3 protein-coding genes are annotated in these 2897 nt (G+C 59.9%); 1 reads left to right on the top strand and 2 read right to left on the bottom strand.

The window, feature by feature from the left end; translation table 11 throughout:
• Positions 1–60: 60 nt before the first annotated feature.
• Together ACW9JC_RS29785 and hutC are read right to left on the bottom strand one after the other, a co-directional pair.
• Entirely contained in the window at positions 61–630 is a 570-nt protein-coding gene (locus ACW9JC_RS29785) for a HutD/Ves family protein (protein ID WP_448106019.1), read from the bottom strand.
• On the bottom strand, positions 627–1337 hold the full coding sequence (hutC, locus tag ACW9JC_RS29780; RefSeq protein WP_173677901.1) for a histidine utilization repressor: 711 nt from the start codon (positions 1335–1337) through the stop codon (positions 627–629). The genes ACW9JC_RS29785 and hutC overlap by 4 nt, the downstream gene beginning before the upstream one ends.
• A 146-nt stretch (positions 1338–1483) precedes the next feature.
• Between hutC and ACW9JC_RS29775 the strand changes: the two genes are divergently transcribed.
• Positions 1484–2848, top strand: coding sequence for a formimidoylglutamate deiminase (locus ACW9JC_RS29775; protein ID WP_457459518.1), 1365 nt, complete (start codon positions 1484–1486; stop codon positions 2846–2848).
• Positions 2849–2897: the final 49 nt, after the last annotated feature.

The following is a 2897-nucleotide window of genomic DNA, read 5'->3' as shown; positions in this document are numbered from 1 at the left end:
AGAATGTACCCATTCCAATGTAGGAGCTGCCGAAGGCTGCGATCTTTTAAGGATTTTGGATCAGCGTGCAGCCAGTTCAATCACGCAGCATGCGCCATTGATGGATACGTCCAGCAGATCGGTGTTACCGCCCAGTTGCAGGCAATCATGCCGACCAAGCTGCGAAGCACTGTTACCGACTTTCACTTCCAGCGTTTCGCTGACACTGAACACCAACACTGTCCCCGCCGAGCTGAAGAACCGCTGTTCGCCACTCAACCACTGCAACCGCGCGTCATACCGCTGCGGCGCGTAAATCAGATTGAAGTCGCGAATCGGACCGCCAAGCAATGTGCAGGAAACCTTGCTCTCACCACTGAAGGCAAACGGGTCCAGCGGTAACAGTGGCCGGGTGCTGTGACCATCCACTGTCAGCGTCATACCGTCGCCTTGCAACACGGTGATCACCCGCTCATAACCGGCGAAGGTGGAAAATCCACCCGATTCGCCAATGTCGGCAATCGACAGACGCCAGCCAAACCCATCCAGACCGGTGCCGGCGTCGCGGGTGATTTCTTCGGTGCTGCCGCCGCCGTTTTTCCACGGCATGCGTGGGTAATCTTTGGCGCGTAAAACTTTCAGACTGCTCATTTATGAAAGCGACCTTCCAGGCGATGACGGGAACCGGGGTGGATCAAGCGAGCGGCTGTCACCGGCTGACGCCCGGACCAGGTGCGGCGACGGATCAGCAGGCACGGCTCGCCCTTTTCAATCTGCAGCAATTTGCATTCGGACGACTCGGCCAGGATCGCCTCGACCACGTGCTCACCTTCGGTCAGCGGCGCGACCTGGTTCAGGTAGGCGTATGGCGTTTGCAGGGTGAAGTCCTGCTTGAGGTAATCCGGTGCCACCAGCGCGTTGACGAAACGGTCTTCGATTTGCACCGGAATGTCATTTTCGAAATGCACGATCAGCGAGTGGAACACCTTCTGCCCTTCGCGCATGTCCAGGGCCAGGGCGCGCTCGGAGCCCGCGGCCTCTTCCTCAAGAGTGATGACCTTGCAGGTGTGGCGATGGCCGCGAGAGGCGATTTCGTCGGCGATGTTGTGCACTTCGAACAGGGCGGACTGGCTTTTTGGTTCAGCGACGAACGTACCGACGCCTTGCATGCGCACCAGCAGGCCATCGGCGGTCATCTCGCGCAGGGCACGGTTGATGGTCATGCGGCTGAAGCCCAGTTGGCTGACCAGCTCGCTTTCCGACGGAACGCGGTAGTGCGGCGGCCAGTTTCCACTGTCGATTTGCTGGGTGATCATTTGTTTGACGCGGGCGTACAAGGGCGCCGGACTGTCGCCCATGTTCGCGGCCAACGGAGAGACTGGAGGCGGAGTCGGCACGGTTGATCCTTGTTCGTTTGGATAGGGTTGCTAGCTTGCCGGAGTTTACCGGGCAGGCAAACGTCTGTATATGTATATACAAATAACACACGATGGGGTGCTGAACCATGTCCGCCTTCTTTGCCGAACGCGCGCTGCTGCCTAGTGGATGGGCCAACAATGTACGTCTTGAGGTCAGCGCCGACGGCTTATTGACCCATATCCAGGCCGATTCCCATGCAGATGACGCCGAACGGTTGAGCGGTCCGCTGCTGCCGGGCATGCCGAATCTGCACTCCCACGCCTTCCAGCGGGCCATGGCCGGGCTGGCAGAAGTGGCGGGTAATCCGAACGACAGCTTCTGGACCTGGCGCGACTTGATGTATCGCCTCGTCGGAAAAATCAGCCCGGAACAACTCGGCGTCATCGCCCGTCAGCTGTACATCGAAATGCTCAAAGCCGGTTATACCTCGGTCGCGGAATTTCACTACGTACACCACGACCTCAATGGTCAGCCTTACGCAGACCCCGCCGAACTGGCCCTGCGCATCAGCCAGGCCGCCAGCTCCGCCGGTATGGGTTTGACCTTGTTGCCGGTGCTCTACAGCCACTCCGGTTTCGGTGGCCAGACGCCGAACGAAGGCCAACGCCGCTTCATCAACAGCACCGAAAACTACCTCAAGCTGCAATCGCGCTTGCAGCCAATCCTCGCGCGGCAACCGGCGCAGGCTCTGGGGCTGTGTTTCCACTCGCTACGCGCGGTCACACCGCAGCAGATCAGCGAAGTGCTGGCGGCCAGCGACAAGCAGTGCCCGGTGCACATCCACATCGCCGAACAGCAGAAAGAAGTCGACGACTGCCTGACCTGGAGCGGCCGCCGTCCGCTGCAATGGCTGTACGAAAATGTCGACGTCGATCAGCGCTGGTGCCTGGTTCACGCGACCCACGCCAACCCGGAAGAAGTCACGCTGATGGCCAAGAGTCGCGCCATCGCCGGTCTGTGCCTGACCACCGAAGCCAACCTGGGTGACGGGATATTCCCGGCAGTTGATTTCCTGGCTCAGGGCGGGCGCATGGGCATCGGTTCCGACAGCCATGTGTCATTGAGCGTGGTGGAAGAACTACGCTGGCTTGAATACGGCCAACGTCTGCGCGACCAACGCCGCAACCGCTTGTATGGCGCCGATCAGCCGATGGTCGGGCGCACACTGTTTGATGCGGCACTGGATGGCGGCGCGCAGGCGTTGGGTCAGCCGATTGGCGCATTGGAAGTGGGCAAGCGTGCGGATTGGCTGGTGCTGGACGGCAACGATCCGTACCTGGCAACGGCCAGTGGTGACGGGATTTTGAATCGCTGGTTGTTTGCCGGTGGTGATCGGCAGGTGCGGGATGTGTTGGTGAATGGGCAGTGGGTCGTGCGTGATGGCCGGCATGCTGATGAAGAAGAGAGCAACCGAGCGTTCACCCAGGTCCTGCGCGACTTGCTTGGTTAAACCTGAAAAGCAAAAGATCGCAGCCTTCGGCAGCTCCTACAGAATCACT

The sequence above is a fragment of the Pseudomonas sp. SDO5591_S426 genome (genome assembly GCF_054070755.1).
The sequence above is the reverse complement of the archived record's forward strand: the minus strand, read 5'-3'. Positions and strand labels throughout refer to the sequence as shown.

Coding starts and splice junctions, on each gene's coding strand:
- ACW9JC_RS29785 (WP_448106019.1), bottom strand. CDS start 630: ATGAGCAGTCTGAAAGTTTTACGCGCCAAAGATTACCCACGCATGCCG.
- hutC (WP_173677901.1), bottom strand. CDS start 1,337: ATGGGCGACAGTCCGGCGCCCTTGTACGCCCGCGTCAAACAAATGATC.
- ACW9JC_RS29775 (WP_457459518.1), top strand. CDS start 1,484: ATGTCCGCCTTCTTTGCCGAACGCGCGCTGCTGCCTAGTGGATGGGCC.